This window comes from Pseudomonas sp. N-137, from assembly GCF_034555295.1.
GTDB lineage: Bacteria > Pseudomonadota > Gammaproteobacteria > Pseudomonadales > Pseudomonadaceae > Aquipseudomonas > Aquipseudomonas rhizophila.
Genome location: NZ_JAXUDQ010000030.1, coordinates 703,660 through 730,013 on the forward strand (window position 1 = coordinate 703,660; position 26,354 = coordinate 730,013).

General features: G+C 61.7%; 26 protein-coding genes. 18 read left to right on the forward strand and 8 right to left on the reverse strand.

The annotated features are described in order from the left end of the window. Window positions 1–19: 19 nt before the first annotated feature. From T3A99_RS24360 to T3A99_RS24405, 10 genes are all read left to right on the forward strand, one after another. Complete coding sequence (locus T3A99_RS24360; protein WP_047226273.1) at window positions 20–775, forward strand: heme ABC transporter permease; 756 nt, start codon at window positions 20–22, stop codon at window positions 773–775. Beyond that, a complete protein-coding gene (gene ccmD, locus T3A99_RS24365; RefSeq protein WP_007939192.1) occupies window positions 772–948 on the forward strand; it encodes a heme exporter protein CcmD in 177 nt (58 codons plus the stop codon). Before T3A99_RS24360 ends, ccmD begins: the two co-directional genes overlap by 4 nt. Continuing rightward, window positions 945–1,400, forward strand: coding sequence for a cytochrome c maturation protein CcmE (ccmE, locus tag T3A99_RS24370; RefSeq protein ID WP_076385818.1), 456 nt, complete (start codon window positions 945–947; stop codon window positions 1,398–1,400). The genes ccmD and ccmE overlap by 4 nt, the downstream gene beginning before the upstream one ends. Before the next feature lie 3 nt (window positions 1,401–1,403). After that, the gene (locus T3A99_RS24375) at window positions 1,404–3,389 is read left to right on the forward strand and encodes a heme lyase CcmF/NrfE family subunit (protein ID WP_047226275.1); all 1,986 of its coding nucleotides are present in this window, start codon (window positions 1,404–1,406) and stop codon (window positions 3,387–3,389) included. Continuing rightward, window positions 3,386–3,922, forward strand: a complete 537-nt coding sequence (locus T3A99_RS24380; protein ID WP_047226276.1) for a DsbE family thiol:disulfide interchange protein — start codon at window positions 3,386–3,388, stop codon at window positions 3,920–3,922. Before T3A99_RS24375 ends, T3A99_RS24380 begins: the two co-directional genes overlap by 4 nt. After that, a complete protein-coding gene (locus T3A99_RS24385) occupies window positions 3,919–4,392 on the forward strand; it encodes a cytochrome c-type biogenesis protein (protein ID WP_047226277.1) in 474 nt (157 codons plus the stop codon). The genes T3A99_RS24380 and T3A99_RS24385 overlap by 4 nt, the downstream gene beginning before the upstream one ends. Further along, window positions 4,385–5,587 carry a c-type cytochrome biogenesis protein CcmI gene (gene ccmI / locus T3A99_RS24390; protein WP_047226278.1) on the forward strand — a complete coding sequence of 401 codons (1,203 nt, stop codon included), beginning with the start codon at window positions 4,385–4,387 and terminating at the stop codon, window positions 5,585–5,587. The genes T3A99_RS24385 and ccmI overlap by 8 nt, the downstream gene beginning before the upstream one ends. 14 nt (window positions 5,588–5,601) lie before the next feature. Continuing rightward, a complete protein-coding gene (locus T3A99_RS24395; RefSeq protein WP_047226279.1) occupies window positions 5,602–6,009 on the forward strand; it encodes a lipoprotein in 408 nt (135 codons plus the stop codon). 167 nt (window positions 6,010–6,176) lie between these two features. After that, window positions 6,177–7,052, forward strand: coding sequence for a polyamine aminopropyltransferase (speE, locus tag T3A99_RS24400; protein ID WP_047226280.1), 876 nt, complete (start codon window positions 6,177–6,179; stop codon window positions 7,050–7,052). Window positions 7,053–7,342: 290 nt separating this feature from the next. Continuing rightward, window positions 7,343–9,436, forward strand: a complete 2,094-nt coding sequence (locus T3A99_RS24405) for an LTA synthase family protein (RefSeq protein WP_322834879.1) — start codon at window positions 7,343–7,345, stop codon at window positions 9,434–9,436. A 59-nt stretch (window positions 9,437–9,495) separates the two neighbouring features. On the opposite strand, the gene T3A99_RS24410 is transcribed toward T3A99_RS24405, so the two are convergent. After that, a complete protein-coding gene (locus T3A99_RS24410) occupies window positions 9,496–9,648 on the reverse strand; it encodes a DUF3309 family protein (RefSeq protein WP_018606531.1) in 153 nt (50 codons plus the stop codon). 367 nt (window positions 9,649–10,015) lie between these two features. On the opposite strand from T3A99_RS24410, the gene T3A99_RS24415 reads away from it, so the two are divergent. From T3A99_RS24415 to csrA, 3 genes are all read left to right on the forward strand, one after another. Continuing rightward, window positions 10,016–10,831 (forward strand): SDR family oxidoreductase, encoded by an 816-nt coding sequence (locus T3A99_RS24415; protein ID WP_047226282.1) that lies wholly within the window; start codon window positions 10,016–10,018, stop codon window positions 10,829–10,831. Between the two features lie 57 nt (window positions 10,832–10,888). Next, the gene (locus T3A99_RS24420; RefSeq protein WP_047226283.1) at window positions 10,889–11,221 is read left to right on the forward strand and encodes a YnfA family protein; all 333 of its coding nucleotides are present in this window, start codon (window positions 10,889–10,891) and stop codon (window positions 11,219–11,221) included. Between the two features lie 151 nt (window positions 11,222–11,372). Next, complete coding sequence (csrA, locus tag T3A99_RS24425; RefSeq protein WP_047226284.1) at window positions 11,373–11,573, forward strand: carbon storage regulator CsrA; 201 nt, start codon at window positions 11,373–11,375, stop codon at window positions 11,571–11,573. Here the strand turns inward: csrA and T3A99_RS24430 are convergent. The 5 genes from T3A99_RS24430 to mnmC all read right to left on the reverse strand — a co-directional run bounded on the left by T3A99_RS24430 (window position 11,562) and on the right by mnmC (window position 19,170). After that, window positions 11,562–11,789, reverse strand: coding sequence for a YheU family protein (locus T3A99_RS24430; protein ID WP_047226285.1), 228 nt, complete (start codon window positions 11,787–11,789; stop codon window positions 11,562–11,564). The genes csrA and T3A99_RS24430 overlap by 12 nt on opposite strands. 222 nt (window positions 11,790–12,011) lie before the next feature. Further along, window positions 12,012–13,202, reverse strand: a complete 1,191-nt coding sequence (locus T3A99_RS24435) for an osmoprotectant NAGGN system M42 family peptidase (RefSeq protein ID WP_076385802.1) — start codon at window positions 13,200–13,202, stop codon at window positions 12,012–12,014. A gap of 189 nt (window positions 13,203–13,391) precedes the next feature. Then, on the reverse strand, window positions 13,392–15,128 hold the full coding sequence (gene ngg, locus T3A99_RS24440; protein WP_047226287.1) for an N-acetylglutaminylglutamine synthetase: 1,737 nt from the start codon (window positions 15,126–15,128) through the stop codon (window positions 13,392–13,394). 3 nt (window positions 15,129–15,131) lie between these two features. Then, window positions 15,132–16,904, reverse strand: coding sequence for an N-acetylglutaminylglutamine amidotransferase (locus T3A99_RS24445; RefSeq protein ID WP_047226288.1), 1,773 nt, complete (start codon window positions 16,902–16,904; stop codon window positions 15,132–15,134). A 283-nt stretch (window positions 16,905–17,187) separates the two neighbouring features. Continuing rightward, the gene (mnmC, locus tag T3A99_RS24450; protein ID WP_322834880.1) at window positions 17,188–19,170 is read right to left on the reverse strand and encodes a bifunctional tRNA (5-methylaminomethyl-2-thiouridine)(34)-methyltransferase MnmD/FAD-dependent 5-carboxymethylaminomethyl-2-thiouridine(34) oxidoreductase MnmC; all 1,983 of its coding nucleotides are present in this window, start codon (window positions 19,168–19,170) and stop codon (window positions 17,188–17,190) included. A 151-nt stretch (window positions 19,171–19,321) separates the two neighbouring features. On the opposite strand from mnmC, the gene pap reads away from it, so the two are divergent. After that, complete coding sequence (gene pap / locus T3A99_RS24455; protein ID WP_047226290.1) at window positions 19,322–20,842, forward strand: polyphosphate:AMP phosphotransferase; 1,521 nt, start codon at window positions 19,322–19,324, stop codon at window positions 20,840–20,842. A gap of 106 nt (window positions 20,843–20,948) precedes the next feature. Continuing rightward, a complete protein-coding gene (locus T3A99_RS24460) occupies window positions 20,949–22,133 on the forward strand; it encodes a thiolase family protein (protein WP_139050802.1) in 1,185 nt (394 codons plus the stop codon). Window positions 22,134–22,318: 185 nt separating this feature from the next. Here the strand turns inward: T3A99_RS24460 and T3A99_RS24465 are convergent, their stop codons facing one another. After that, window positions 22,319–22,516: a DUF6316 family protein gene (locus T3A99_RS24465; RefSeq protein WP_047226415.1), complete on the reverse strand. Its 198-nt coding sequence runs from the start codon at window positions 22,514–22,516 to the stop codon at window positions 22,319–22,321. A gap of 188 nt (window positions 22,517–22,704) precedes the next feature. Between T3A99_RS24465 and T3A99_RS24470 the strand changes: the two genes are divergently transcribed. Further along, entirely contained in the window at window positions 22,705–23,667 is a 963-nt protein-coding gene (locus T3A99_RS24470; protein WP_047226292.1) for a DMT family transporter, read from the forward strand. A gap of 165 nt (window positions 23,668–23,832) precedes the next feature. Here the strand turns inward: T3A99_RS24470 and T3A99_RS24475 are convergent, their stop codons facing one another. After that, window positions 23,833–25,227, reverse strand: coding sequence for a class II fumarate hydratase (locus T3A99_RS24475; protein WP_047226293.1), 1,395 nt, complete (start codon window positions 25,225–25,227; stop codon window positions 23,833–23,835). 190 nt (window positions 25,228–25,417) lie between these two features. On the opposite strand from T3A99_RS24475, the gene T3A99_RS24480 reads away from it, so the two are divergent. Both T3A99_RS24480 and T3A99_RS24485 read left to right on the forward strand, forming a co-directional pair. Continuing rightward, window positions 25,418–25,936, forward strand: a complete 519-nt coding sequence (locus T3A99_RS24480; RefSeq protein ID WP_047226294.1) for a DUF2059 domain-containing protein — start codon at window positions 25,418–25,420, stop codon at window positions 25,934–25,936. 12 nt (window positions 25,937–25,948) lie between these two features. Continuing rightward, entirely contained in the window at window positions 25,949–26,248 is a 300-nt protein-coding gene (locus T3A99_RS24485) for a BolA family protein (RefSeq protein ID WP_047226295.1), read from the forward strand. The last annotated feature ends 106 nt before the right edge of the window (window positions 26,249–26,354 follow it).

Sequence of the window (26,354 nt, forward strand, 5' to 3'; positions counted from 1 at the left end):
AACCGTGATGGAAACAGCAATGAACTGGACCTGGTTTCATAAGCTCGGCTCACCCAAGTGGTTCTACGGCATCAGCGGCAAACTGCTGCCCTGGTTGAGCATCGCCGCACTGCTGCTGATAGGCATCGGCGTGGTCTGGGGCCTGGCCTTCGCACCGCCGGACTACCAGCAGGGCAACAGCTTTCGCATCATCTACATTCACGTTCCCACGGCGCTGTTGGCCCAGTCCATCTACGTGATGCTGGCGGTGTGTGGCGTGGTCGGGCTGGTGTGGAAGATGAAACTGGCGGACGTGGCCCTGCAATGCGCCGCGCCGATCGGTGCCTGGATGACCGCCGTAGCGCTGGTCACCGGGGCGATCTGGGGCAAGCCGACCTGGGGCTCATGGTGGGTCTGGGATGCCCGACTGACGTCGATGCTGATCCTGCTGTTTCTGTACTTCGGTCTTATTGCGCTGGGCAACGCCATCAGCAATCGTGACAGCGCCGCCAAGGCCTGCGCGGTACTGGCGATTGTCGGCGTGATCAACATCCCGATCATCAAGTACTCGGTGGACTGGTGGAACACCCTGCACCAGGGCGCGACCTTCACCCTCACCGAAAAACCGGCGATGCCTGTGCAAATGTGGCTGCCGCTGTTGCTCACCGTGCTGGGTTTCTACTGTTTCTTCGGCGCGGTGCTGCTGCTGCGCATGCGCCTGGAAGTGCTCAAGCGCGAGTCCCGGGCCAGTTGGGTGAAGGCCGAAGTACAGAACAGCCTGGAGGCCGCTCGATGAGTTTTGCATCATTCGGCGATTTTCTCGCCATGGGCCATCACGGCCTGTATGTCTGGTCCGCCTATGGCATCTGCCTGGCGGTGCTGGCCCTCAACGTGGCGGCGCCGATCCTGGCCCGCAAGCGGTATCTGCAACAAGAGGCGCGTCGTCTGCGCCGGGAGAATGGTCAGTGAATCCGCTGCGCAAAAAACGTCTTGTCATCATTCTTGCCATCCTGGTGGGGGTCGGCGCCGCAGTCGGCCTGGCCCTGAGCGCCTTGCAACAGAACATCAACCTGTTTTACACCCCGACCCAGATTGCCAACGGCGAAGCACCCAAGGACACGCGCATTCGTGCCGGCGGCATGGTGGAGGAGGGGTCCCTGGAGCGTTCCGGGGACTCGCTGGACGTGAAATTCAACGTCACTGATTTCAACAAGACCGTGACCATCACCTATCGTGGCATCCTGCCGGACCTGTTTCGCGAAGGGCAGGGCATCGTCGCCCTGGGCAAGCTCAATGCCGAAGGCGTGGTGGTGGCCGATGAAGTCCTGGCCAAGCACGACGAAAAATACATGCCGCCGGAAGTGACCAAGGCTTTGAAAGACAGCGGCCAGTCGGCGCCCGCTCCCGTGAAGGAGGGTTGATCGATGACCGGTCTGTTTATTCCCGAGCTGGGTCACCTGGCGATGATCCTGGCCTTGTGTTTCTCCATCGTTCAGGCGGTGGTGCCTTTACTCGGTGCCTGGCGTGGCGATCGTTTGTGGATGAGCCTGGCCCAGCCGGCGGCTTGGGGGCAGTTCGCCTTCATGTTGTTCGCCTTTGGTTGCCTGACCTACGCGTTCATGGCTGATGATTTCTCCGTGGCCTACGTTGCCGGTAACTCCAACAGTGCCTTGCCTTGGTACTACAAGTTCAGCGCGGTGTGGGGCGCCCATGAAGGGTCTCTGTTGCTCTGGGCGTTGATCCTCGCCGGCTGGACCTTCGCGGTCTCGGTGTTCTCCCGGCAGTTGCCCCAGGTAATGCTGGCCCGGGTGCTGGCGGTGATGGGGATGATCAGCATCGGTTTCCTGTTATTCCTGATCGTTACCTCCAATCCGTTCGAGCGCATCCTGCCCCAGGTGCCGATGGACGGTCGCGACCTCAACCCGTTGCTGCAGGACATCGGCCTGATCGTTCACCCGCCGATGCTCTACATGGGCTACGTTGGATTCTCCGTGGCCTTCGCCTTCGCCATTGCCGCGTTGCTGGGCGGTCGTCTCGATGCCGCCTGGGCGCGCTGGTCGCGTCCCTGGACCATTGTCGCCTGGGCCTTCCTGGGCATTGGCATCACCCTGGGTTCGTGGTGGGCCTACTACGAACTGGGCTGGGGTGGCTGGTGGTTCTGGGACCCGGTGGAAAACGCCTCCTTCATGCCCTGGCTGGTGGGCACCGCGCTGATCCACTCCCTGGCCGTCACGGAAAAACGTGGCGTGTTCAAGAGCTGGACCGTGCTGCTGGCCATCGCCGCATTCTCCCTGAGTCTGCTGGGAACCTTCCTGGTGCGGTCCGGCGTACTGACTTCGGTGCATGCCTTTGCCTCTGACCCTGAGCGTGGCGTGTTCATCCTGATGTTCCTGCTGTTCGTGGTCGGCGGCTCGCTGACGCTGTTCGCTGTGCGCGCGCCGGTGGTGAAAAGCCAGGTCGGCTTCAACCTCTGGTCCCGGGAAACCCTGCTGCTGGGCAACAACCTGGTACTGGTGGTTGCCGCGTCGATGATCCTGCTGGGCACGTTGTACCCGTTGGTGCTCGACGCGCTGACCGGCGCCAAGCTGTCGGTCGGCCCGCCGTACTTCAATGCCTTGTTCATTCCGCTGATGGCGATCCTGATGGTGGTGATGGCTGTCGGCATGCTGGTGCGCTGGAAAGACACACCGGTCAAATGGCTGATGGGCATGCTGACGCCCGTGCTGCTGGGCACTGCTGCCCTGGCCGTCATCGCCGGGATCGCGTATGGCGATTTCAACTGGGCGGTGCTGGCGACCTTCGTGCTGGCGGCCTGGGTATTGCTGGCCGGGGTCAGGGATATCTTCGACAAGACCCGCCACAAGGGCTTGATCAAGGGCCTGCCAACCCTGACCCGCAGCTACTGGGGCATGCAGCTCGCCCACCTGGGTATCGCGGTCTGCGCCTTGGGCGTGGTGCTGTCCAGCCAGAACAGCGCCGAGCGCGACCTGCGCCTGGCGCCCGGAGAGTCCATGGATCTGGGTGGCTATCAGTTTGTCTTCGAGGGTGCCAAACATTACGAAGGCCCGAACTTCACTTCCGACAAAGGCACCGTGCGGGTGCTCCGCGACGGCCAGGAAGTGACCGTGCTGCATCCGGAAAAGCGCCTCTACACCGTGCAGAATTCGGTGATGACCGAAGCCGGGATCGATGCCGGTTTCACCCGCGACCTCTATGTAGCGTTGGGTGAGTCCCTGGGCGATGGCGCGTGGGCTGTGCGGGTCCACGTCAAGCCGTTCGTGCGCTGGATCTGGTTCGGCGGCTTGCTGACCGGCCTGGGTGGCGTGCTGGCGGCCTTGGATCGTCGTTATCGGGTCAAGGTAAAAACCCGGGTGCGTGAAACCCTGGGCATGACGGGAGCCCCTGCATGAAACGTTGGTTGATGCTGTTGCCGCTGGCGCTGTTTTTGTTGATGGCGGTGTTTTTGTACCGGGGGCTCTACCTGAACCCGGCCGAATTGCCCTCGGCGATGATCGGCAAGCCGTTCCCTGAGTTTTCCCTGCCGTCGGTGCAGGGCGACAAGACACTGACGCGGGCGGACCTGCTGGGTAAACCGGCACTGGTCAATGTCTGGGGCACCTGGTGCATTTCCTGCCGGGTTGAACATCCGGTATTGAACAAACTGGCCCAGAACGGCGTGGTGATCTACGGCGTCAATTACAAGGACGTCAACGCCGATGCTTTGAAGTGGCTGGCCGAATTCCATAACCCGTATCAACTGGATATCCGCGATGAAGAGGGCTCCCTGGGCCTGAACCTGGGCGTCTACGGGGCGCCGGAAACCTTCTTCATCGACGCCAAGGGTGTCATCCGCGACAAGTTCGTCGGCGTGATCGACGAACAGGTCTGGCGCGAGAAGCTGGCCGCCAAGTATCAGGCGCTGGTCGACGAGGCCAAGCCATGAAGCGCTGGTTAGCAGCCCTCATCCTCGGGGTGAGCCTGGCTGGCGTGGCCCACGCCGCCATCGATACCTATGAATTCGCCAACGAGGGCGAGCGCGAGCGGTTTCGTGAATTGACCAAGGAGCTGCGCTGCCCCAAGTGTCAGAACCAGGACATCGCCGATTCCAACGCACCGATTGCCGCCGACCTGCGCAAGGAAATTTTCCGCATGCTCGGCGAAGGCAAGGACAACCAGCAGATCATCGATTTCATGGTGGACCGCTATGGGGAGTTCGTGCGCTACAACCCGGCCTTGACCTCCAAGACCGCGCTGCTCTGGTTTGGCCCCGCCGGGCTGTTGTTCGGTGGTTTCGTTGTCATCGCGGTGATTGTGCGCCGCCGCCGGGTCCAGCGCACGGCTGCCCCGGACACGCTTTCTGTCGAAGAGCGCCAGCGCCTCGACCAACTGTTGGATAAAACCAAGCATGATTGATTTCTGGCTCGCCGCAGGTCTGCTTCTCCTGGTTGCCCTGAGTTTTCTGTTGATCCCTGTATTGCGCGGTCGCCGCGCCCAGCGCGAAGAGGACCGCACCGCGCTCAACGTGGCGCTGTACCAGGAGCGCGTCGCCGAGTTGCAGGCCGAGCAGGAAGAGGGCGTGCTGAACGCCGCGCAACTGGACACCGGCCGCGCCGAAGCCGCGCGTGAACTGCTCGCCGACACCGAAGGCGCCGATGCGCCGCGCGAGTCTCGCTTGGGGAAACCGTTGCCGTTACTCGCCGCCGTGCTGGTGCCGGTGTTGGGCCTGGGGCTGTATCTGCATTTCGGCGCCAGCGACAAGGTCGAGCTGACCCGTGAGTTCGCCCAGGCACCGCAGTCGATGGAAGAAATGACCCTGCGCCTGGAGCGCGCGGTGGCCGCGCAACCGGATAACGCCGAGGGCTTGTATTTCCTCGGTCGCACCTACATGGCCCAGGACCGACCGGCGGATGCGGCGAAGATCTTCGAGCGCACCGTGGTGGTGGCCGGCCGGCAACCCGAGCTGCTCGGGCAATGGGCTCAGGCGCAGTATTTCGCCGATGGCAAGAAATGGTCGGACAAGGTCCAGGCCCTGACCGACGAAGCGCTCAAGCTCGATCCCAAGGAAGTCACCAGCCTGGGCCTGCTGGGAATCGCCGCGTTCGAAGGCGAGCGCTATCAGCAAGCCATTGATTATTGGGGCCGCCTGCTCGCGCAACTGCCGGAAGGCGACAAGTCCCGTGAGGCGCTGCAGGGCGGTATCAACCGCGCCACCGAGAAGCTTGAGGCCAGCGGCGGCAAGGTCGCCCAAGCGCCAGTGAGCAAGGCTGCGGCATTGCTCAAGGTGCGCGTCGAGCTGGCGCCAGCGCTCAAGGCCAAGGTGCAGCCGGGCGACAGCGTGTTCATCTTTGCCCGCGCCGCTTCCGGCCCGCCGGCGCCGCTGGCGGCCAAGCGCCTGACCGTCGCTGATCTGCCTGTTACCGTGGAACTGGGCGACGCGGACGCCATGATGCCGCAACTGAAACTGTCGAACTTCCCTGAAGTCCAACTGGTGGCGCGCATTTCCCGGGCCGGTCAACCGACCGCCGGTGAATGGATCGGCCGCAGCAAGCCTCTGGCGAGCAGCACCACGGCGCAGCAACAACTGACTATCGACAGCCCGGATAAATAACAGGAATTCGCACCATGACCGCCATCGCTCGTATCACCCTGCTCACGCTCGTCCTGGGCCTGAGTGCTTGTGCGGTCCAGCGTCCGCCGCAGCCGTCGGCGCCGCTGCCTCCCATCCCGTCTTCAGGCCCGGCCACCAAGCCGGGGCCGTCGACCGCCCCAAGCAAGCCCGTCACGCCGAACACACCGGCCAAGCCGTTGCCTCGTACTTCCGCCAGCTTCGCCCCACCACCCGGCGGCAATAGCCACTGGGACGCCAAACTTGGGGTCTATGTGCTGGACAACCACACCAACACCTTCTATCGCCAGCGCACCTATTACCGCTGGAGCAACGGCTGGAGCCGCTCCATCAGCCCGAACGGGCCGTGGGAAGAAACCACCATCGAAGGCGTTCCGGCGGGGTTGGGGCGTCAATTCCACTAAGAGAGACCAGCCTGTGGCGAACCGGCTCGCCCCGGCTGGGCTCGACAGCTGCTACGCAGTTTGGCCGGTGATGAGTTCAAGGTTCGACCTGTCATGCCCGGCGTCGTAGAATGCGCGCCTTTGCGAGCCTTCACCGGCCAACCGCGTATTTATCGGAGCACCTGACCATGACGACTACCCCGACCGGCGACTACCTGGAAACCCTCTACGAAGGCTACGGCCAGCGTTTTCGGATGGACAAGCTGCTGCACGAAGTGCGCACCGAGCACCAGCACCTGGTGATTTTCGAGAACCCGCGCATGGGCCGGGTGATGGCGCTGGATGGCGTGATCCAGACCACCGAAGCCGATGAATTCATCTACCACGAAATGCTGACCCACGTACCGATCCTCGCCCACGGCGCGGCCAAACGCGTGTTGATCATCGGCGGTGGCGACGGCGGCATGTTGCGTGAAGTGACCAAGCACCTGGGCGTTGAGCACATCACCATGGTGGAAATCGACGGCACGGTGGTGGACATGTGCAAGGCGTTCCTGCCCAACCACTCCAAGGGCGCCTACGACGACCCGCGCCTGAACCTGGTGATCGACGACGGCATGCGTTTCGTCTCCACCACCCAGGAGAAGTTCGACGTCATCATCTCCGACTCCACCGACCCGATCGGCCCGGGTGAAGTGCTGTTTTCGGAAAACTTCTACCAGGCCTGTCATCGCTGCCTGAACGAAGGCGGCATTCTGGTGACCCAGAACGGCACACCGTTCATGCAACTGGGCGAAGTACAAACCACTGCCGGGCGTCTGCGTGGCCTGTTTGCCGACTGGCATTTCTACCAGGCCGCCGTGCCGACCTACATTGGTGGCGCCATGACTTTCGCCTGGGGCTCGACGGATACTGCCTATCGCAAGCTGACCCGCGAGACCCTGCGTGAGCGCTTCATTGGCAGCGGCATTGTTACCCGCTACTACAACCCTGAAGTTCACATCGGCGCGTTCGCCATGCCGCAGTACGTCTTGCGGGCGATCAACAAGCCAAGCAACGACTGATCAGGACTCCCAAGCTGTGGCGGGGGTTATATCCCCTGACCACAGAGAGGTTCGACACAGACTCATCGGGCAATCCGGAGTTTTTTGTGTTTGCTAATAGTTATTGAACAAAATTTTCACAGGACCTTGCGGACAATCCCGGCGCCTGTTGCCGTCGGTGAATGAATTGCGATGCTCAGCCATTCATTCAACGCTCGCGCACTCGCGCAGACCCAGGGACCCGGGTGATGGTCGGCATAGGACGCGCCGTTGTTCTATTCGCCCTCAACCCCATTAGGTCCTTACACGACATGGCAATCCCGGACGCCCTGAGTCAGCAACGCACCACGCATCGCCTGCTGCAACCGACCGTCAAATCTCACCTGGCCTACACGTTGCTCTGTGCCTTGGTGATGATGATCATGTTCAGCCTGTTGCGCGTTGCGCTACTGGTCTACAACCGCGAAATGATCCTCGACACCCCGGCCTCGACCTTCGTCGAGGCGTTCGTCAACGGTCTGCGTTTTGACCTGCGTCTGGTGGTCTATCTGTGTATTCCGCTGCTGCTGGCCTTGTTCAGCGCGCGGGCCATGGCGGCTCGTGGTTTTTTTCGTTTCTGGCTGACCGTGACCGCCAGCATCGCGCTGTTCCTCGGTCTGATGGAGATGGACTTCTACCGCGAGTTTCACCAGCGTCTCAACGGCCTGGTCTTCCAGTATGTGCAGGAAGACCCGAAAACCGTGATGAGCATGCTCTGGTATGGGTTCCCGGTGGTGCGCTACCTGTTGGCGTGGGCCGTGGGCACGCTGATCCTCACGATGGCGTTCAAGGGCGCCGACCGCGCGACTCGACCGCGCGGGCCGTTCAGTGGCGGCACCATTGGCACACGCCAGGTGGCTCCGTGGTACGGGCGTGTCGCGGTGTTCATGGTCTGCTTGGTCGTGGCCGTGGGCGCCGCCCGGGGTACCTTGCGCCAGGGGCCGCCGCTGCGCTGGGGTGACGTCTACACCACCGATTCGAACTTTGCCAATCAGTTGGGCCTTAATGGCACGTTGTCACTGGTGGCCGCGGCCAAGAGCCGGATGTCCGAACACCGCGACAACATCTGGAAAGCCACCCTCGAGCAACCGCTGGCCCAGCAGACGGTGCGGGACATGCTGGTGATGCCCGACGACAAACTGGTCGATGCAGACACCGCCGCCGTACGTCGCGACTACACGCCACCGGCCGACAAGACTTTGCCGATCAAGAACGTGGTAGTGATTCTCATGGAAAGCATGGCGGGGCACTCGGTAGGTGCCTTGGGCGCGCCGGGCAATATCACGCCTTATCTGGACAAACTGTCCAAGGAAGGTCTGCTGTTTGACCGCTTCTTCTCCAATGGTACCCACACCCATCAGGGCATGTTCGCCACCATGGCCTGCTTCCCGAACCTGCCGGGCTTCGAGTACCTGATGCAGACACCTGAAGGCAGCCACAAGTTTTCGGGGCTGCCGCAACTGCTCAGTGCCCGCAACTACGACGACGTGTATGTCTACAACGGTGATTTCGCCTGGGACAACCAGTCGGGTTTCTTCAGCGGCCAGGGTATGACCACGTTCATCGGGCGCAATGATTATGTGAACCCGGTGTTCTCCGACCCCACCTGGGGCGTGTCCGACCAGGATATGTTCGACCGCAGCCTGATCGAACTCAAGGCACGGGAAAACGGCAAACCGTTCTATGCGTTGCTGCAGACCCTGTCCAACCACACGCCGTATGCGCTGCCGACACCGTTGCCGGTGGAACCGGTCACTGACCGTGGCAGCCTGAATGCGCACCTGACTGCCATGCGCTATTCCGATTGGGCCCTGGGTCAGTTCTTCGAAAAGGCCCGCAAGGAGCCTTATTTCAAGGAGACGCTGTTTGTCATCGTCGGAGACCACGGCTTTGGTAACGAGCGCCAGATTACCGAAATGGACTTGGGCCGTTTCAACGTACCGATGCTGTTGATCGGCCCGGGTATCCAGGAAAAGTTCGGCCAGCGCAACCACACCGTGGGCACACAGGTCGATATCGTCCCGACCATCATGGGCCGGATCGGCGGGCAAGTGCGTAACCAGTGCTGGGGCCGCGATCTGTTGAACCTGCCGCCAGGCGACAGCGGATTTGGCGTGATCAAACCGTCGGGCAGTGATCAGACCACGGCGATCATCCGCGACGACAAGATTCTGGTACTGCCAAGGGAAAAGGAAATGGCGCCGAAGCTGTACCGCTACCAACTGGGTGCCCAGCCACGCGCGGATGTCATCTCCGACGCGCCGCAGGCTCTCGAAATGAAACTCAAGCTGGAGGCGTTTCTGCAAACCGCCACCAAGAGCCTGCTGGATAACACCGCCGGCGTGACACGGGGTGTTCCAGACTGAGAAGTTCCGCCCATAAAAAAGAGGCCTTAACGGGCCTCTTTTTTTTGTCACTTAGTGGTTCATATCTTGCCCAGTAATAGCAGGATCAACAGCACTACCAGTACGACACCGATGATTCCGGACGGACCGTAACCCCAACTTCTAGAGTGCGGGAAGACCGGCAGGCCACCGATCAGCAGGAGGATCAGGATAATGATGAGTATTGTGCCCATTGTTGATTTCCTTATTGGTCAGTTCTGGAGTGATGCAACTTTCAACTACCAGCACGCATGCGTTAAATCCGGGCGGCTTAATAAGTACGACCGTAACGTCCTGTAAAAAATTCAAAGTCTTTTTGAGGCGTGAAAGAACCCGTCTTCGGGAGCAAAGCGGGCTCGCGCTGCAAACGACACCATCTTCCAGAACTGCGTCGCGCCGATCGTGAGCAAGCTTTGCTCCCGCAGGCGGTTCCACTGGGTTGTTCCCCTCAAAACCTATTAAGGTTTGCCCTCGCCATTCAGCACTCTGATGGAGCGTGGGTGCGGCGGGGTCCTTCGCTACACTCGGCGCATCTCTCCCGGAACAACAAGGCTGTTTCCTATGCAAAATCGCATGATGATTACCGGTGCCGGTTCTGGCCTGGGTCGCGAAATCGCGCTGCGCTGGGCCCGCGAAGGCTGGCGCCTGGCCTTGTCGGATGTCAGTGAGCCGGGCCTTCAGGAAACCCTCAGGTTGGTGCGTGACGCTGGCGGCGACGGTTTTGTCCAGCGCTGCGACGTGCGCGACTACAGCCAACTGACGGCGTTTGCCCAGGCCTGCGAAGAGAAGCTCGGTGGCATCGACATCATCGTCAACAATGCCGGTGTGGCCTCGGGTGGGTTCTTCAGTGAACTGTCCTTGGAGGATTGGGACTGGCAGATCGCAATCAACCTGATGGGCGTGGTCAAGGGTTGCAAGGCGTTCTTGCCGTTGCTGGAAAAAAGCCACGGCAAGATCATCAACATCGCCTCCATGGCCGCCCTGATGCAAGGCCCGGCCATGAGCAACTACAACGTGGCCAAGGCTGGTGTGGTGGCGCTGTCGGAAAGCCTGTTGATCGAGCTGGCACAGCAGGAAATCGGTGTGCATGTGGTGTGCCCGTCGTTTTTCCAGACCAACCTGCTGGACTCCTTCCGCGGCCCGACGCCGGCAATGAAAGCCCAGGTTGGCAAGCTGCTGGAAAGCTCGCCGATCAGCGCTGCCGAGATTGCCGATTACATCTATGAACAGGTCGCCCAGGGCCAGTTCATGATCCTGCCCCACGAGCAAGGGCGCATGGCCTGGGCCATCAAGCAGAAGAATCCGCAATTGCTGTACGACGAAATGACCGTCATGGCCGACAAGATGCGCGCCAAGGCTCGACAGAACCCGAGTTGACCTGAGTGTCCGGCGTCCTCAGGATGGCCGCATTCGGCCCTCCTGATGGACGCTCACATGCTCAACTATTTTTGGTTCTTTCTCGCCGCGCTGTTTGAAATCGCCGGCTGTTACGCGTTCTGGATGTGGCTACGCCAGGGCAAGAGCGCCTGGTGGATTGTGCCGGCCCTGTTGAGTCTTACGCTGTTCGCCCTGTTGCTGACCCGCATCGAAGCGACCTACGCCGGTCGTGCCTACGCCGCTTATGGCGGTATCTATATCATCGCCTCGATCGGCTGGCTGGCCGTGGTGGAGCGAGCGCGGCCGCTGACTTCCGACTGGGTGGGGGTGGCGCTCTGCGTGTTGGGGGCGAGTGTGATTCTGTTCGGTCCGCGGATTTCCGCCTCTTGAATAAGTCCGCTAGCTGACAGGGTTTTGCAGGACGTTTCCTTCAGTTGCCAGAGTGTTGCTTGTAGGGCGTTACTGAATTCTTGAAGGTGTCTTGAGAACCTCAGGCGGGGCGGGCATGGTCAAGTTCCAGATATTCTTAAGGACAAGAACCATGCTCGTACTTAGCCGCGCTGTGGGTGAACTGATTTCCATCGGTGATGATATTTCCGTCCGAGTGCTCTCGGTCAACGGCACCACTGTTCGTTTTGGCGTGGAAGCGCCACGGCACATCGACGTTCATCGCTCCGAGATATACGAAAAGATTCAGAAAAAAAGGGCCCTGGCCAGTCGCAAGGTCTGCTCAGTCGAATAGATGCTTGGGCACGTCGTGCTTGAGCATCAACTGGCACTGTTCGCTTTCCGGGTCGAAGACGATCATCGCCTGGCCTTTGGTCAAGGCTTGCCGGACCCGCAATACGCGGGTCTCCAGCGGCGTGTCATCGCCATTGTCGGTGCCGTCGCGGGTCACGAAATCTTCGATCAGGCGAGTGAGCGTGTCGACTTCGAGTTGGTCGTAAGGGATCAGCATGGGGTACCTCGGCTAGACAATGTCGCGATGCTACGACCAAAGGGCTTTTGCGGCTAGCCTGGCTTGGGGATTGCGGTGTCTGCTGCGGCGCTATCGCGAGCAGGCTCGCTCCCACAGTGGGCCTGCGTCGGGCACGAACTTTATGCTCAACGAAGGTCTCCTTGTGGGAGCGAGCCTGCTCGCGATGGCGTCATGACGGGCACTGAGATTCTGGAACTGTGCTCAGTTATCCGACCGCTGCCCAATCAAACTATCCACCGACGGCACCCGGGTATCGCTTTCCATCTGCGCATCGTGTTCGAGTTGATGGCTGAAGCGGTCCAGCGAACCCTGGGCCGGTTGGGCGTCGCTGGCGAATACCGGTGGGCTGAGGATGTAGGCGCCCAGCAGACGGCTCAGGGCGGCCAGGCTGTCGATGTGGGTGCGTTCGTAGCCATGGGTGGCGTCGCAGCCGAAGGCCAGCAGGGCGGTGCGGATATCGTGGCCGGCGGTGACGGCGGAATGGGCATCGCTGAAGTAATAACGGAACAGGTCGCGGCGCGCCGGCAGTTCGTTTTCCCTGGCCAGCTTCAGCAAGTGCCGTGACAGGTGATAGTCATAGGGTCCCCCGGAATCCTGCATCGCCACGCTCACTGCGTGTTCGCTCGAGTGCTGGCCCGGTGCGACCGGCGCGATGTCGATGCCGACGAACTCGCTGACATCCCAAGGCAGTGCAGCCGCCGCGCCGCTGCCGGTTTCTTCGGTAATCGTGAACAGCGGGTGGCAGTCGATCAGCAGTTCTTCGCCACTGTCGACAATCGCCTTGAGCGCCGCCAGCAGCGCCGCGACCCCGGCTTTATCGTCCAGGTGCCGAGCACTGATATGGCCACTCTCGGTGAACTCCGGCAAAGGATCGAACGCCACATAGTCGCCAATGCCCACCCCCAGTGTTTCGCAATCGGCGCGGGTGGTGCAGTAGGCGTCCAGGCGCAGTTCGACGTGATCCCAACTGATGGGCATTTCGTCCACGGCGGTGTTGAATGCATGCCCGGACGCCATCAGCGGCAGTACGCTGCCTCGGATCACCCCCGTGTCCGTAAACAGGCTGACGCGACTGCCCTCGGCAAAGCGGCTGGACCAGCAACCCACCGGAGCCAGGGTCAGGCGCCCGTTGTCCTTGATGGCGCGCACCGAGGCGCCGATGGTGTCCAGGTGAGCCGACACGGCCCGATCGGGGCTGCTCTTGCGGCCCTTGAGGGTGGCGCGGATCGTGCCGCGCCGGGTCATTTCAAACTCGATACCCAACTCTTCGAGCCGCTCAGCGACATAGCGCACGATGGTGTCGGTGAAGCCGGTGGGGCTGGGAATGGCGAGCATTTCCAGCAGGACTTTTTGCAGGTATTCGAGATCCGGTTCGGGAATTTTGCTGATCATGGAAACTCCTGATGAGTTGAGCGCATCGATGGTTTCGATGAGGAAGGGAATGTGTCTGACCTATGAAATGTTGGTGTCCTTCAAGCCGCCATCGCGAACAGGTTCGCTCCCACAAGGTTTCTGCGGCGGTGCATACCACCGGGTGGGAGCGAGCCTGCGCGCGATGAGGCCCGCCCAGGCACTACACCTCTATTGGGCCACCGCCTGACTATGGGGAAACAATAAATCCACAAAGCGTTCGGCAGTGGGTTGCGGTTCGTGGTTGGCCAGGCCGGCGCGTTCGTTGGCTTCAATGAACACGTATTCGGGCTGATCGGCCGCCGGCACTAACAGGTCGAGGCCAACCATGGGAATATCCAAGGCCCGCGCGGCGCGTATCGCAGCTTCAGTCAGGGTCGGATGGAGGATGCCCGTGACATCTTCCAGCACGCCGCCCGTATGAAGGTTCGCCGTACGCCGTACGAACAGGTGTTTGCCGGCGGGCAGCACACTGTCGTAGTCATAACCTGCCGCGCTCAATGTGCGTTGGGTCTCGGCGTCCATGGGAATCTTGCTTTCACCTCCCGTGGCCGCTTGTCGGCGGCGGCTTTGGGCTTCGATCAGCGCGCCGATGGTGTGCCGACCGTCGCCGATCACCTCCGCCGGCCGCCGGATCGCCGCTGCCACCACTTCAAAGCCAATCACCAGTACGCGCAGGTCCAGGCCCTCGTGGAAGCTCTCCAGCAGCACCCGGCTGTCAAACTGGCGGGCCGTTTCAATCGCGCTCTGCACCTCTTCAATCGTGCGTAGATCCACCGCGACACCCTGGCCCTGTTCACCGTCCAGTGGCTTGACCACTACCCGTTCATGCTCATCGAGAAAGGCCAGGTTGTCATCGGCGTTGCCAGCCAACTGTTGGGCCGGCAAGTTCAAGCCGGCGTTTTTCAGCACCTTGTGGGTCAGGCTTTTGTTCTGGCACAGGGTCATGCTGATAGCGCTGGTCAGGTCGCTGAGGGATTCACGGCACCTGATCCGGCGGCTGCCGTGGACCAGGGTAAACAATCCACCTTCGGCGTCGTCCACCTGGACTTCGATGCCCCGGCGGTGAGCCTCTTCGACAATGATGCGCGCATAAGGATTGAACTGCGCCTCGGGGCCCGGCCCCAGGAACAACGGCTGATTGATGCAGTTCTTGCGTTTGATGGCGAACGTCGAAAGATTACGGAACCCGAGCTTGGCGTAGAGACTTTTTGCCAGGCGATTGTCGTGCAGCACCGAAAGGTCCAGGTAACTCAGGCCCCGGCTCATGAAGTGCTCGATGAGGTGGCGCACCAGGACCTCACCGACACCGGGCCGCGAACACTGCGGATCCACGGCCAGGCACCAGAGGCTGCTGCCGTTTTCCGGGTCGTTGAAGGCTTTCTGGTGATTCAGGCCCATGACGCTGCCGATCACCGCGCCGGTGTCATCATCTTCGGCCAGCCAGTAGACCGGCCCGCCTTCATGGCGCGGTGTGAGTCGTTGCGGATCGATGGGCAACATGCCCCGGGCCTGATACAGCAGGTTGATCGCCTGCCAGTCGGCGTCGCTCTGGGCCCGGCGTATCCGGAAACCGCGAAATACCCGGGTGGCCTGGCGATAGTCGCTGAACCACAGGCGCAAGGTGTCGGATGGGTCGAGAAACAGCTGCGCCGGCTCCAGCCCGAGTATTTGCTGGGGGGCGGCGACGTACAAGGCAATGTCGCGCTCACCCGATTGCTCATTGAGCAGCTCTTGGGCCAGGCTTGCCGGGTCCGGGAAGGTGTGGCCGATCAGCAATCGGCCCCAGCCGCAGTGCACCGCGATCGGGTCGGCGCCCAGTTCGCTGCCGTCTTCGGCCAGTCGCGCCTGCAGGCGTTCGTAGGAGGGCGCCTGGCCCCGCAGCAGGCGTTGATTGTGGGGTTTCATCGATCAGATTCCTTGCTCGCTGAGCCACAGGTTCAGCGCCGCCAGTTGCCACAGCCTTGAGCCGCGCAACGGAGTGAGCTGGCCGTTGGGGTCGGTCAGCAGTCGATCAAGCATCGCCGGGTTGAACAGGCCGCGATCCTGGCTCGGATCCAGCAGCAGTTCGCGGACCCAGGCCAAAGTGTTGCCTTCCAGATGCTTGAGACCGGGTACAGGGAAATAGCCTTTTTTACGGTCGATGACCTCGCCAGGGATCACCCGTCGAGCGGCTTCCTTCAGGACCTGTTTGCCGCCGTCGGGCAGCTTGAATTTCGCCGGGACCCGTGCCGAGAGTTCCACCAGTCGGTAATCCAGGAATGGCGTGCGCGCTTCCAGGCCCCAGGCCATGGTCATGTTGTCGACGCGCTTGACCGGGTCGTCCACCAACATCACCGTGCTGTCCAGACGCAGGGCCTTGTCCACCGCTGCGTCGGCGCCCGGTTGGGCGAAGTGTTCCTTGACGAAATCACCGGCCGCGTCATTGGCCGTCAGCCATTTGGGCTGCACGGTAGCGGCATATTCTTCGTAGCTGCGATCAAAGAATGCGGCGCGATAGGCCGCGTATGGGTCACTGGCGCCGTCCACTTGTGGATACCAGTGGTAACCGGCGAACAGTTCATCGGCGCCCTGGCCGCTTTGCACCACTTTGCAATGCTTGGACACTTCCCGCGACAGCAGGTAGAAGGCGATGCAGTCGTGACTGACCATCGGCTCGCTCATGGCCCGAAACGCCGCCGGCAGTTGCTCGATGATTTCTTTTTCGTCGATGCGTAACTGGTGGTGATGAGTGCCGTAGTGCTTGGCGATCAGGTCCGAATACTGGAACTCGTCACCGCGCTCGCCACCGGCATCCTGGAAGCCGATGGAGAATGTGGAAAGGTTTTCCACACCGACCTCCCGCAGCAGGCCCACCAGCATGCTGGAGTCCACGCCGCCGGAAAGCAGCACGCCGACATCCACGGCGGCACGCTGACGAATGGCGACCGCTTCACGGGTGCTGTCGAGCACGCGGTCGATCCAGTCTTGCAGATTCAGGTGCTGTTCGTCGGCCCGTGGACCGTAGGGCAGGGTCCACCAGGTTTTCTGCTCGGTGGTGCCGTCGGCTTCGACCCGCATCCAGGTGGCAGGCGGCAGCTTTTCGACGCCGGCCAGCAGGGTGCGGGGCGCCGGGACCACGGCATGGAAGTTCAGGTAATGGTTCAGCGCCACCGGGTCGAGCATCGGGCTGATGTCGCCGCCCTTGAGCAGCGCCGGCAACGCCGAGGCAAAGCGCAGGCGCTGGCCGGTGCGCGACAGGTACAGCGGTTTGACACCGAGGCGGTCGCGGGCGATGAACAGCCGCTTGGCGTCGCGTTCCCAGATGGCGAAGGCGAACATGCCGTTGAGCTTGGGCAACAGTGCTTCGCCCCAGGCGTGGTAGCCCTTGAGCAGTACTTCGGTGTCGCCACCGGAATAGAAGGCGTAGCCCAGGCCTTCCAGCTCGGCGCGCAATTCAGGGTAGTTGTAGATCGCGCCGTTGAAGGCCAGGGACAGGCCCAGTTGATTGTCGATCATCGGCTGGGCCGAACCGTCGGACAAGTCCATGATTTTCAGGCGCCGATGGCCCAGGGCAATGGGGCCCTGACTGTGGAAACCCCACGCGTCGGGGCCGCGAGGAGCCAGGTGATGGGTGATTCGCTCTACGGCCGCAAGGTCCGCAGGTTGTTGATCGAAACGTAACTCTCCAGCTAATCCGCACATAAGTCCTTACCGGTTTTTCCGTTGGGGAGGGTCAAACACCATACGCCAAAATGGCGGGTACTTTGAAACTGACCGGTGGGATTGGTGTGAGTTTTAGATCAATGCGTTATAAGCAGCTGAAGTAGGGACGCTCGGGCGACTGAAAAACCACGGCAAAACATCAGCCTGTGGGAGCGAGCCTGCTCGCGATCGCGGTGTGCCAGTCACTTGGATGCCAGATGATCTGGCGCAATCGCGAGCAGGCTCGCTCCCACAGGTTTTTGTGGCATACCGGCAATCTGCATCAGGCCTTGCCCCGAACCAGCGCCCGCAACGCAAACCGGTTCGGATGGCAGGCCTCGGCCACGCTTCGGGGCAGAGGCAAAGGTTCGTTGTCCAGCCAGGCGGCAATCAACTCGCCCGACAATGGCGCGGTGATCAGGCCCCGGGAGCCGTGGCCGCTGTTGATGTACAAGCCATCGAGCCAGGGGCATGGGCAGTCCGGCACTTGGCGGGCGTCCTTGCTCAGCGCCGAGTATGCCTGGGTGAAGGCCTGACTCTCGGCCAAGGGGCCGACAATCGGCAGATAGTCCGGACTGGTGCAACGGAACGCCGCGCGGCCCTGGAGGTGTGCCGGGTCCAGGGTGCTGGCGTCCAGGCGTTCCACCAGATCAGCGGAGATTTGCTCCAGCATCTGCAGGTTGCCGGCGTGCTCGGCGGCGGTAGGGGTCAGGTCGTCGTTCTTGAAATCGAAACTGGCCCCCAGGGTGTGCTCGCCCAACCGTGCCGGAGCCACGTAGCCTTCGGCGCAGACCACCGTGCGCAGTGCCTGGCTGTGGGCGGTTTGCGACAGGCGGGTGATTTGCCCGCGAATGCGCTTGAGGGGCAAGTCGGCGGCCGCATCGAAGCGTTTGATCTCGGCGGCGCTGGCGAGGACCACTACCGGCGCGCTGGCCAGGCAACGTTCACCGTCCCAGGCCTGCCACTGACCGTCGATGCGGCGCAGCTCGAGGACTTCATGGTGGTTTTGCACCTCAATCTTGGGGGCGGATGCCTGCCAGCGGCACAGCGCGGGCGGATGCACCCAACCGCCTTGCGGGTAAAACAGACCGCCACAGGCCAGGCCGATACCGGACTGCGCCTCGGCCTGGGACTGATCCAGGACGTGCAGCAAATCTTCGGCAAAGGCCTCGGCCAATTGCGTCTGGCGCTCGGCTTCCTTGGCGCTGAACGCCAGTTGCAAGACACCGCAGCCGTCCCAGTCCACACCTCGCTGCAGATGTTCGAGCTGGCGCCGGGTGTAACCGAAACCGCTGAGGATCATCTGCGACAGCGCCGTGCCATGGGCCGAAAGCTTGAGATACAACACGCCCTGCGGGTTACCGGACGCCTCTTCGGCCAACCCGGCATGCCGTTCCAGCAGCGTCACCTGCCAGCCACGGGCCGCGAGGCTGGACGCGCTGGCGCAACCGGCCAGGCCGCCACCGATCACCAGGGCTCGACGCTCGCCGCTGTGCGCCGTGGGGCGGGCGTACCAGGGTTTTACCGGGGGCGGTGCGGGTGCCAGCTGCGGCCAGCCGAGAAACACCCCGCGAAGGATTTCCCATTTATGGCCAATGCCCGGCGTACGCTTCATCTTGAAGCCTGCCGCGTTCAACAACCGTCGCACCCAGCCGGTGCTGGTGAAGGTGCTGAGGGTCGCGCCGGGGGCAGCCAAGCGCGCCAGTTCGGCAAACAGCTCGGCGGTCCACATCTCGGGATTTTTCGCCGGCGCGAAACCGTCCAGGAACCAGGCATCGATTTGCGCATCCAGCTGTGGCAATTGCTCCAGGGCGTCGCCGATCAACAAGGTCAGGGTCACCCGGCCGTCTCCCAGCGTCAGGCGCTGGAAGCCCTGATGGATGGCGACGTACTGCGCAAGCAATTGATCCGCCTGAAGCTTGAGTTGCGGCCACAAATCCAGCGCCCGGCGCAGGTCGGGGGGGCTCAAGGGGAATTTCTCGACACTGACAAAATGCAGCCGCGCCCCGGCCGGTGCGCACTGCTCGAACAACTGCCAGGCGCAGAGAAAATTCAGCCCGGTGCCAAACCCGGTCTCGCCGATCACCAGCCGCCCGTCGTCCGGCAGCGCGGCAAAACGCTCGGTCAGGTTGTTCTGTTCAAGGAACACATAGCGGGTTTCTTCCAGGCCCGACTGATCGGAAAAATACACATCGTCGAACACCCGCGAGCGCGGGCGACCCTGATCGTCCCAGTCGAGTTGGGCGTGGTGCTGTACGGGTGTCATGGCAGGCTCGGTCAAAACTGGGAGGCCATTCTAGCCGATCGGTATGGGCTTGCTTGACCCATCGCAATACAGCGTTCGTCTGGATGGAATCTGCTGCACCGGCCCGCGTCCAATCCGCTAGTCTTGCCCCATTCCCTGGAAGGAGCTGTCCATGTTCGAATCCGCTGAAATCGGTCACGCCGTCGATAAAGACACCTATGACGCCGAAGTCCCGGCACTGCGTGAAGCGTTGCTCGAAGCCCAGTACGAGCTACACCAGCAGAGCCGTTTTCCGGTCATCGTGCTGATCAACGGCATCGAAGGCGCCGGCAAGGGCGAAACGGTGAAATTGCTCAATGAGTGGATGGACCCGCGGCTGATCGAAGTGCGTACCTTCGACCAGCAGACCGACGAGGAGCTGGCGCGGCCACCGGCCTGGCGTTATTGGCGGATGCTGCCGGCCAAGGGACGCATGGGGATTTTTTTTGGCAACTGGTACAGCCAGATGCTGCAGGGGCGCGTTCATGGCCAGATCAAGGATCCACGGCTCGACCAGGCCATCAATGGCGCTGAACGGTTGGAGAAAATGCTCTGCGATGAAGGCGCACTGATCTTCAAGTTCTGGTTTCACCTGTCCAAGAAACAGATGAAAGCCCGGCTCAAGGGGCTCAAGGACGACCCGCTGCACAGCTGGCGCATCAGCCCGCTGGACTGGCAGCAGTCCCAGACCTACGACAAGTTCGTCAAATACGGTGAGCGGGTCCTGCGCCGCACCAGTCGAGACTACGCCCCGTGGCATGTGATCGAAGGCATGGACAGTTATTATCGAAGCCTTACGGTCGGACGGATCCTGCTTGACGGGATGCGCCAAGCCTTGCACCGCTCGAGGATCAAAGCGGAAAAGGTCAATGTGGCGCCACTGCCGCCGCTGGACGACCAGGTCACGCTGCTGGACAGCCTGGACATGACCCTGCGTCTGGACAAGGCCGATTACGAAGAGCAACTGATCGCCGAGCAGGCGCGTTTTTCCGGCCTGTTGCGCGATAAACGCATGCGCCGCCATGCCCTGGTGGCCGTGTTTGAAGGCAACGATGCGGCGGGCAAGGGGGGGGCGATCCGGAGGGTCGCGGCAGCACTCGACCCGCGCCAGTACAGCATCGTACCGATTGCCGCACCCACCGAGGAAGAGCGCGCCCATCCCTACATGTGGCGGTTCTGGCGGCATATCCCGGCGCGGGGCAAGTTCACCGTGTTCGATCGCTCCTGGTACGGCCGGGTGCTGGTGGAGCGGGTCGAAGGTTTTTGCAGCAAGGCCGACTGGCTGCGGGCTTACGGCGAGATCAACGATTTCGAGGAGCAGATTGCCGACGCCGGAGTCGTGGTCGTCAAGTTCTGGCTGGCCATCGACAAGGAGACTCAACTGGAGCGCTTCCAGGAACGCGAGGAAATTCCTTTCAAGCGCTTCAAGATCACCGAGGACGACTGGCGCAACCGTGACAAATGGGATGCCTACCGGGCAGCGGTGTGCGACATGGTCGACCGCACCAGCACCGAGATTTCTCCTTGGACCCTGGTGGAGGCCAACGACAAGCGCTGGGCGCGGGTCAAGGTGTTGCGCACGCTTAATGAAGCGTTGGAGGAGGCCTTCGAGCGCTCAGCAAAGCAGGCTCGCAAGGCGAGCAAGGGCAAATAGTGGGCGATGGGAACGCATACGCGGGGTGAATGATCGTCGCGGTCGGTTATGCAGTGGATCTATGCTCAATTGACTCCTAACCGACAATAACAATTGAGGTACAGCCATGCGTGAAGTGGTGATCGTCGACAGCGTGCGGACCGGCCTGGCCAAGTCTTTTCGCGGCAAGTTCAACATGACCCGTCCGGACGACATGGCGGCCCATTGTGTCGATGCATTGTTGGCGCGCAACGGGATCGATCCGGCCAGCGTCGAGGACTGCATCGTCGGCGCCGGTTCGAACGAGGGCGCCCAGGGCTATAACATCGGTCGGAACGTGGCGGTGCTCTCGCAATTGGGCATCGGCACCGCCGGCATGACCCTCAACCGCTTCTGCTCCTCGGGCCTGCAAGCCATCGCCATCGCCGCCAACCAGATCGCCTCCGGTTGCAGCGAGATCATTGTTGCCGGTGGCGTGGAATCCATCAGCCTGACAATGAAAAGCGTCAATACCGATCACCTGATCAACCCGCTGCTCAAGGAGCAAGTGCCGGGGATTTATTTCCCCATGGGCCAGACCGCCGAGATCGTCGCCCGCCGTTATCAGGTCAGCCGTGAAGAACAGGACCGCTACGCTTTGCAGAGCCAGCAGCGCACTGCCCAGGCCCAGGCGGCCGGGCTGTTCGACGACGAGATCGTGCCGATGGCGGTCAAGTACAAGGTCGAGGACAAGAACACCGGTGCGGTGCAGATTCTCGACGGCGTGGTTGATCGCGACGATTGCAACCGCCCCGACACCACCTATGAAAGTCTGGCGGGCTTGAAGCCGGTGTTCGCCGAAGACGGCTCGGTGACGGCAGGCAACTCGTCACAGTTGTCCGACGGGGCTTCGATGACCCTGGTGATGAGCCTGGAAAAAGCCCTGGCCCTGGGGCTCAAGCCCAAGGCGTTTTTCCGTGGCTTTACCGTGGCCGGTTGCGCGCCGGACGAAATGGGTATCGGTCCGGTGTTTTCGGTGCCCAAACTGCTCAAGGCCAAGGGCTTGCATATCGATGATATCGACTTGTGGGAACTCAACGAAGCCTTCGCATCCCAGTGTCTCTACAGTCGTAACCGGCTGGAAATCGATAACGAGAAGTACAACGTCAACGGCGGTTCGATTTCCATTGGCCACCCGTTCGGCATGACCGGTTCGCGCCAGGTCGGCCATCTGGTGCGCGAGCTGCAACGGCGCAGCCTGCGCTACGGCATCGTGACGATGTGCGTGGGCGGCGGGATGGGGGCGACGGGGTTGTTTGAGGCGGTGAGATAACCGGGCGCTGACAGTTAGCGAGATGATTATTTGTGGCGAGGGGATTTATCCCCGCTGGGTTGCGCAGCAACCCTAAAATCTACAACCGAGGTATATCAGGCTGACAGAGTGGTTTGCTTTGGGGCTGCTTTGCAGCCCAGCGGGGATAAATCCCCTCGCCACAAGGGGGGGCTGCGTCAGCTGCGCTAGCTGGCAACCTGGGTCAGTTGCTGCATCCGCGCGATATACGCTTTTATCTCCCGTTCTGCCGCCTCGCGGCTGGCGAACGGGCCTTCCTGCGTGCCTTCTCGGGTATTGAAATAAAACTCGCCGTTTACCCGGCAGATCCGGTCGCTGCGAAAAATCGTCGTAGGGGCGGGATCCTGGGCGCGTTTGCCAAACATGGCGGTCTCCAAAGGCAGCGGGGGCAATGTCATTTGAGCTTATGCGCAGTCCTTGGTTTGCGCCTGGCCAGGCGATCGACGGCAACGACCCGTACAGTCCCATGGACGTCCACGGCCTAACTGTCCCTGTGTCCTGAAGCGATCCGCGCCTAGAATGGGGACTCTTTGTCTTGAGCTGCGAGGATTGCATGCACATATCGTCCGGTCGCTGGGTCTACGGCCTGTTCCTTGCCCTGCTGACCGCCCTGCTGTGGGGCATCCTGCCGATCAAGCTCAAGCAAGTGCTGCAGGTGATGGATCCGGTCACCGTGACCTGGTTTCGCTTGCTGGTGTCCGGTGGCTTGCTGTTCATCTACCTGACGGCCACTGGCCGTTTGCCCAGTCGCAAGGTGTTGGGCCCCCGGGGTGGCTGGCTGGTGGCGATGGCGGTGTTGGGGCTGGTCGGCAACTACGTGCTGTACCTGATGGGCCTCAATCGCTTGAGCCCCGGCACCGCGCAACTGGTGGTGCAGATGGGGCCGATCATGTTGCTGGTGGCCAGCCTGTTTGTGTTCAAGGAGCGTTTCAGCGTGGGGCAGGGCATCGGCCTGCTGGTGTTGTTGATCGGCTTCACGCTGTTTTTCAACCAGCGCCTCGGCGAGCTGCTGACGTCCCTGAGCGACTACACCGCCGGGGTCTTGATGGTGTTGCTGGCGTCGACGGTCTGGACCTTCTATGCCCTGGGCCAGAAGCAACTGCTGACGGTGTGGAATTCGTTGCAGGTGATGATGGTGATCTACCTGTTCTGCGCGCTGCTGCTCACGCCCTGGGTACATCCGCTGGAGGCGCTGCAACTGAGTCCGCTGCAAGGCTGGCTACTGCTTGCTTGCTGCCTCAATACCCTGATTGCCTACGGCGCCTTTGCCGAGGCCCTGGCTCACTGGGAAGCGTCGCGGGTCAGCGCAACCCTGGCGATCACGCCGTTGGTGACCTTCGCCGCGGTGGCGTTGGCAGCTTGGTGGTGGCCTGACTACGTGCATGCCGAGCAGATCAATCTGTTGGGGTATGGCGGGGCGGTGCTGGTGGTGTTGGGATCGGCATTGGTTGCCCTGGGGCCGTCGCTGATTGCCGGGCTCAGGGCCCGGCGTGAGCGACTGGCTGTCGGGCGATAGACCGCGACTGCAAGAAGAACCGCTTTTTTGTGGGAGCGAGCCTGCGCGCGATAGCGGTCTGGTCGTCGATAATGATGTCGAGCCGACCGGCCTCATCGCGAGCAGGCTCGCTCCCACAGGTGGGTTGTGTTGAGCGCACGCTTTGCGTCCAACCAAGCACACATCTCAGCCCTGGCTTCCGGCCTCCAGCATATTCTCCGGCCGCACCCAGGCATCGAACTCTTCGTCGGTCAGATACCCCAACTGCAAGGCCGCTTCGCGCAGGGTCAGCCCTTCGCCGTAGGCTTTCTTGGCGATTTCGGCGGATTTGTCATAGCCGATGTGTGTGTTCAGGGCGGTGACCAGCATCAAGCCACGTTCCAGATGCGCCGCCATCTGCTCGGCATCCGGTTCGAGCCCGGCGATGCAGTGCTGCTGGAAATTGCTGCAGCCATCGGCCAGCAGACGGATCGACTGCAACAGGTTGTGAATGATCACCGGCTTGAACACGTTCAATTGCAAATGACCCTGGCTGGCGGCGAAACCGATGGTCACGTCGTTGCCCATGACCTGGCAGGCCAGCATCGACAAGGCCTCGCACTGGGTCGGGTTGACCTTGCCGGGCATGATGGAGCTGCCCGGTTCATTGGCTGGCAACTTCACTTCGGCGAACCCGGCCCGTGGCCCGGAGCCCAGCAGGCGCAGGTCATTGGCAATCTTCATCAGGGTCACGGCCAGGGTTTTCAGCGCGCCGGACAACGTGGTCAGGGGCTCATGGCCGGCCAACGCCGCGAACTTGTTTGGCGCGGTGACGAAGGGCAGACCGGACAGCGCCGCCAGTTCAGCGGCGATCGCCTCGCCGAAGCCGTGGGGCGAGTTGAGTCCGGTGCCCACTGCCGTGCCGCCCTGGGCAAGTTCGCAAACCGCCGGCAGTGCCGCACGGATCGCCCGTTCGGCGTAATCGAGTTGAGCGATGAAGGCTGACAGTTCTTGGCCGAAGGTGATCGGCGTGGCGTCCATCATGTGGGTGCGGCCGGTCTTGACCAGTTTCATGTGGCGCGCCGCCAGTTCCGCCAGTGCGCCGGACAACTCGGCGATCGCCGGCAGCAATTGCTGATGGACCGCCTGGATGGCGGCGATGTGCATGGCGGTGGGGAAGCAGTCGTTGGAGCTCTGGGAGCGGTTGACGTGATCGTTCGGGTGCACCGGGCTCTTGCCGCCGCGGGGATTGCCCGCCAGCTCGTTGGCGCGCCCGGCGATCACTTCGTTGACGTTCATGTTGCTTTGGGTTCCGCTGCCGGTCTGCCAGACCACCAGGGGGAATTGGTCGTCATGCTGGCCGGCCAGGACTTCGTCGGCGGCCTGTTCGATCAGGCGCGCGATGTCGGCAGGCAAGTCGCCATTGCGGTCATTGACCCGCGCGGCGGCTTTCTTGATCAGCGCCAGGGCGTGCAGCACCGACAGCGGCATGCGTTCGTTGCCAATGGCAAAGTTGATCATGGAGCGCTGCGTCTGGGCGCCCCAGTAGGCTTCATCCGGGACTTCAACCTGGCCAAGGCTGTCGGTTTCGATACGGCTCATCGGGTCAAACTCCTGTAGGTCTGAATGCGCAGTTTAGGCCCTGAAGGGCGACACGGGTTCCCTCAATCATTTTTCGATCGTTTCGGCCCGTCAATCGGACGCGTAGAGCAATGGGGTTGAGGCTCGGTGTTTATTAGGCGCAGAATGATCGCCCTTGGGGTTTTACCTCGCCTGTAGAAAAGGAAACTCGATGACCCGTCTTCGTGCCATCTGTACCGCAGTTGCTCTGGTGTGTGCCAGCAGTCCTGTTTTTGCCGATACCGCCAGCCACAACGCCAGTGCCGAAGAGTTCCTGACCCTGGCGCACGCCGACAAACTGGGTACCCCGGTGTACATGCAAGTGCAGCAGATGTTTGCCCAGCGCTTTGAACAGACCAAGGCTCCCGAGTCGAAAAAAGCCACCCTCGAAACCTACCAGGCCAAGGCCAACGCCGCGCTGGATCAGGCCATCGGCTGGAAGAAGCTCAAGCCGGACATGGTCAAGCTTTACACCTCCAACTTCAGCGAGCCGGAGCTCAAGGAACTGGTGTCCTTCTACCGTTCGCCTCTGGGCAAGAAAGTCCTGGAAAAAATGCCCCAGCTGACCCAGCAATCGGCCCAGTTGACCCAAGCCAAGCTGGAAAGCGCGGTGCCGGTGGTCAACAAGCTGCTGGCAGACATGACCGCCGAGCTTGAGCCCAAAGCCGCCCCTGCCAAGAAAAAGCCGTAAGCGGAGCCCGGTATGAGCATGCAACAACGCATCGAATCGACGCTCGGGCTGTTGCAGCCCGAGCACCTGCAAGTGCTGGATGAAAGCCACATGCACAGCCGTGGGTTACAGACCCACTTCAAGGCCGTGGTGGTCAGCCACCAGTTCGAGGGGCTCAATCGCGTCAAGCGTCATCAGAAGGTCTACGGCACGCTGGGCGAGCTGATGGGTGAGTTCCATGCGTTGGCGCTGCACACCTATACCCCCGAGGAATGGGCGCAGATCGATACAGCCCCGGCTTCGCCGACTTGTGCCGGTGGCAGCAAGCACTGATCTGCAGAGAATGGCTGCTGTTGTGGCTGTTGTCGCTGCACTCCTGCAACCCCTCTGTTTTTTGTTAGAATCCGCAACGCGCCTCACGGGGCGCGTTTTTTTTTCG